Consider the following 4,501-nt stretch of genomic DNA (forward strand, 5'->3'; position numbering starts at 1 on the left):
ATTTTCAACTCTTACTATTATACCGACTTTTTATTTTTTGTCAACTACTTTTTTCAACTTTTTACAAATTTTCAATTCTTTTCAAGTACAGTTTTTCAAATTATAGTAAAAAGAGCCAGAATTGTACTGACTCTTCTATTGTTCATTAAACTTAGAAGCACGTTCTTCTCCCCACCAATAGGGCATTAGTTCTGCGACTTTAACTGTCTTTCTTGTATTGTAGTCCATCATGAATTCTGCATCTTTATTTTCAGCGTTCAACTCTAAGAGGAACTCTCTGCATGCGCCACAGGGCATTCCTGAACTTCCACCATAAGGTGGTTTGTCTCGAAAGGCTAATACTTTTTTAACCTTAGTTTGTCCTGAAAATTGGTACATATTAAAGAGGGCCGCCCGTTCTGCGCAGAGATGGAATACACCACAGGTTCCCTCCATACAGAAACCTGTAAATATTTGTCCATCTTCTGCTTCTACAGCGGCAACGACATGATTAGCATAAACAAAATCAGATACTTCATGTGGATTATACAATTTCTGTGCTTCTTCGTACATCTTTTCCCAGATGTCCATTATTGTACCCTTCTTACTTAGAGATTTCCTTTAACATATTTTCGATATGTTGGATTGATTTTTCACGGCCTAACAAGAAGATAGTATCTGGTAACTCTGGACCATGCATTTCACCTGAAACAGCAATACGAATTGGCATGAAGAGATTTTTCCCTTTGATACCTGTTTCTTTTTGGACTGCTTTAATTTGTGGGAAGATATTTTCTGTCACAAATTCATCATCTGTCATTGCTTCAAGTTTTGCTTTGAAGGCTTCAAGAACTGTTGGGACTGTTTCACCTGCCATGACTTCGCGCTCTGCTTCGGTCAATTCTGGGAAATCTGAGAAGAAGAGATCTGTCAATGGGATAATCTCATCTACTGATTTCATTTGTGGTTTATAGAGCTCAACTAATTTTTCAGCCTTGTCTGTTAAACGGCCTGCTTCTTCTAGGAATGGTTTTGCCATTTCAAAGATAGTTTCTAGGTCTGCATTCTTGATATAATCATTGCTCATCCAGTCTAGTTTTTTCTGGTCAAAGGCTGCTGGAGACTTGCTGAGGCGATTTTCATCGAAAAGTTTAATCAATTCTTCACGAGAGAAAATCTCATCTTCGCCACCTGGGTTCCAACCAAGAAGGGCGATAAAGTTAAAGACTGCTTCTGGAAGGTAACCTTTCTTTCGGTAATCTTCGATAAATTGAAGTGTATTAGTATCACGTTTAGATAACTTCTTACCAGTCTCAGAGTTGATAATCAAGGTCATGTGACCGAACTCTGGAGCTTCCCAACCAAGTGCTTCATAAACCATGAGCTGTTTTGGTGTATTAGCAATATGGTCATCTCCACGGATTACGTGAGAGATTTGCATATCGTGGTCATCGATAACAACAGCAAAGTTGTAAGTTGGGTAACCGTCTTTCTTTTGGATAACCCAGTCACCACCGATATTGCCACCTTCAAATTCGATATCACCTTTGACCATATCATGCCACTTGTAGATACCTGACTCATTGACCGCCAAACGAACCGTTGGGATGATCCCTGCTGCTTCACGTTCTGCGATGTAAGCTGCTTTTTCTTCTTCACTCATACCAAGGTATTCATTGATGTAGCGTGGTGTTTCGCCAGCTGCTTCTTGGCGTTCGCGTTCAGCTGCCAACTCTTCTTCTGTAACGTAAGATTTGTAGGCTTTTCCTTCAGCTAATAGTTGGTCGATGTATTTTTGATACAAGTCCAAACGCTCAGACTGGCGGTAATTTTCATGTGTTTCTGGGCTTTCATCCCAATCCATACCTAACCAACGAAGGTTTTCAAGCTGTGAACGTTCCCCATCCTCGACATGACGTTTACGGTCAGTATCTTCAATACGGATAATAAAAGTTCCACCATGATGACGTGCGTAAAGGTAGTTGAACAATGCTGTACGGGCATTCCCGATGTGTAGTAGTCCTGTTGGACTTGGTGCGTAACGTACGCGGATATCTTTTGACATAGTTTCTCCTATAAAGTCTCTAGGCGTCTGCCTTTTTGCTCTCTATATTATATCACAAGTCTTGGCTGAGTCCAATTTCTATGGATAAAGAGAGTAAAAAGAGTGGACAAACCACTCTTTTCTTCTATTATAGACGTGCGTTAAGTTCTTTGCTCAATTCTTCAAATCCTGGTTTTCCAAGAAGGGCAAACATGTTACGTTTGTAAGCTTCAACACCTGGTTGGTCAAATGGGTTGATAGCATTCAAGTAACCTGAAAGAGCAATAGCCAATTCGAAGAAGTAGATTGTGTAACCAAGAGTGAAAGCGTCTTGCTCTGGAAGAGTCACGTACATGTTTGGTACATCACCATCTGTGTGGGCAAGAAGAACACCATCAGTCGCTTTTTTGTTTACAAAGTCAACGTCTTTTCCTTGAAGGTAACCAAGTCCATCAAGGTCTTCTTCCAAGCTAGGGATAATCACGTTTTTACGAGGTTTGTCAACACGGACAACTGTTTCAAACATGATACGAGTTCCTTCTTGGATAAATTGACCAAGTGAGTGCAAGTCAGTTGAGAAGTTGGCTGAAGTTGGGTAGATACCTTTTTGGTCTTTCCCTTCTGATTCACCAGCCAATTGTTTCCACCATTCTGAGAAGTACTGAAGTGATGGCTCATAGTTTACCAAGATTTCAGTTGCATAGCCTTTACGGTAAAGGATGTTACGAACTGCTGCGTATTGGTAAGCTTCGTTTTCAGAGATTTTGTCTGAAGTGTAGTCTTTGCGAGCTGCGTTCGCACCTTCCATGAGGGCTTTGATATCAGCTCCTGATGCTGCAATTGGAAGCAAACCAACGGCTGTCAATACTGAGAAGCGTCCACCGATATCATCTGGAACAACAAATGTTTCCCAACCGTTAGCGTCTGCTTCAACCTTAACAGCACCTTTTTGGCGGTCAGTTGTTGCATAGATACGTTTGTTTGCTTCTTCTTGACCGTATTTCTTAACCAAGAGTTCTTTGAAGACACGGAAAGCAATCGCTGGTTCAGTTGTTGTACCTGATTTAGAAATCACGTTTACTGAGAAGTCTTTATCAGCTACGTATTCTACCAAGTCAGCAAGGTAAGTAGATGAGATTGAGTTTCCTGCGTAAAGGATTTGTGGAGCCTTGCGTTCTTCTTTTGTTTGCAAGTTAGCAAAGTGGTGGTTCAAGAAGTCGATTGCTGCTTTGGCACCAAGGTAAGATCCACCGATACCGATCACAACCAAAACATCGCTGTCTGATTTGATTTGCTCAGCAGCTTTCAAGATACGGTCAAATTCTTCACGGTCGTAGTTTTCAGGAAGATCCAACCATCCCAAGAAGTCGCTACCAGCACCAGTTCCTTTACGGATCAATTCATCTGCTGCTGTTACTTGTGATTGCATGTATTCCACTTCATGTGGTGCAACAAATTTGTCTAAAACTTTTGAATAATCAAATTTAATATGTGACATGTTATTCCTCCAATATTTCTTCTTTTCTATCATAACGCTTACCTTCGTTTTTTTCAAGTTTTTTTGTCGAATTTCTCCAATTTTTATCAGAATTCAAACGTTTGCGTAAAAATGCCACATTCCAAAAATTTTGAAAAAATAAAAGAAAGAACGACTAGATGTTCCAGTCGTTACAGTTCATTCAATAAATACTCAAATAATTCTAAATTACCATCTTCTTCATTAACCAGAAACTCTGGATGCCACTGTAAACCGATAATGCGGTGCTCGTCGATAGACTCAATCGCTTCAATAGTTTGGTCTCTTGGATCAATAGCAGTTACACGGAAATTAGGTGCCAAATCTTTAATGCTTTGACGATGGACGGAGTTGACCTGACTTTCTTTCCCAAATAGCTTAGCCACCACGCTTCCCTCCACTGTCTCAATAGAGTGAGATGTTCCAAAAGGTAGGCCTTGCCAATGACCTTCGATTTCTTGATTGAGGGTTCCACCAAAGGCAACATTGACAAGTTGAACACCGCGACAGATTGCCATAATTGGTTTATTCTGACAGAGCGCTTCTTTCAAGAGAGCCAGTTCAAACTCATCACGTACTAGATTGTAATCATCACTCTCGATAGTCTTTTTCTCTCCATAAAACTGAGGATGGACATTTTGACCGCCTGTCAAAATAAGCTTGTCAATCATTTCCACATAATCGCGTACAACTGACTCATCACCGACAGGAATAACTAAAGGGAGACCACCGACTTGACGAATGCTCTCTGCAAATCTACAAGATACAGATGAATGAATGTTTTTGCCTTCTGCGTCTACGGGACATAGATTTGCAGCAACTCCTACAACCGTTCTAGTCATGATGTCTCTCCTTTCGAATGTTAATACTCTTCGAAAATCTCTTCAAACCACGTCAGCGTCGCCTTACCGTATATATGTTACTGACTTCGTCAGTTCTATCTACAACCTCAAAGCAGTGCT

4 protein-coding genes are annotated in these 4,501 nt (G+C 40.5%); all 4 read right to left on the reverse strand.

Annotated elements, in window-relative coordinates; translation table 11 throughout:
* Window positions 1-135 precede the first annotated feature (135 nt).
* The 4 genes from ADI58_RS04440 to ADI58_RS04460 all read right to left on the reverse strand — a co-directional run bounded on the left by ADI58_RS04440 (window position 136) and on the right by ADI58_RS04460 (window position 4,381).
* Entirely contained in the window at window positions 136-570 is a 435-nt protein-coding gene (locus tag ADI58_RS04440) for a cytidine deaminase family protein (protein WP_049521612.1), read from the reverse strand.
* 13 nt (window positions 571-583) lie between these two features.
* Window positions 584-2,044 (reverse strand): glutamate--tRNA ligase, encoded by a 1,461-nt coding sequence (gene gltX / locus ADI58_RS04445; RefSeq protein WP_000031054.1) that lies wholly within the window; start codon window positions 2,042-2,044, stop codon window positions 584-586.
* A gap of 127 nt (window positions 2,045-2,171) precedes the next feature.
* The gene (locus tag ADI58_RS04450) at window positions 2,172-3,521 is read right to left on the reverse strand and encodes a glucose-6-phosphate isomerase (RefSeq protein WP_000018268.1); all 1,350 of its coding nucleotides are present in this window, start codon (window positions 3,519-3,521) and stop codon (window positions 2,172-2,174) included.
* 170 nt (window positions 3,522-3,691) lie between these two features.
* Complete coding sequence (locus ADI58_RS04460; protein ID WP_049521613.1) at window positions 3,692-4,381, reverse strand: gamma-glutamyl-gamma-aminobutyrate hydrolase family protein; 690 nt, start codon at window positions 4,379-4,381, stop codon at window positions 3,692-3,694.
* Window positions 4,382-4,501 lie beyond the last annotated feature (120 nt).

Source organism: Streptococcus mitis (assembly GCF_001074635.1).
In the GTDB taxonomy this organism is placed as follows: domain Bacteria; phylum Bacillota; class Bacilli; order Lactobacillales; family Streptococcaceae; genus Streptococcus; species Streptococcus mitis_E.

Coding starts and splice junctions, on each gene's coding strand:
- ADI58_RS04440 (WP_049521612.1), bottom strand. CDS start 570: ATGGACATCTGGGAAAAGATGTACGAAGAAGCACAGAAATTGTATAAT.
- gltX (WP_000031054.1), bottom strand. CDS start 2,044: ATGTCAAAAGATATCCGCGTACGTTACGCACCAAGTCCAACAGGACTA.
- ADI58_RS04450 (WP_000018268.1), bottom strand. CDS start 3,521: ATGTCACATATTAAATTTGATTATTCAAAAGTTTTAGACAAATTTGTT.
- ADI58_RS04460 (WP_049521613.1), bottom strand. CDS start 4,381: ATGACTAGAACGGTTGTAGGAGTTGCTGCAAATCTATGTCCCGTAGAC.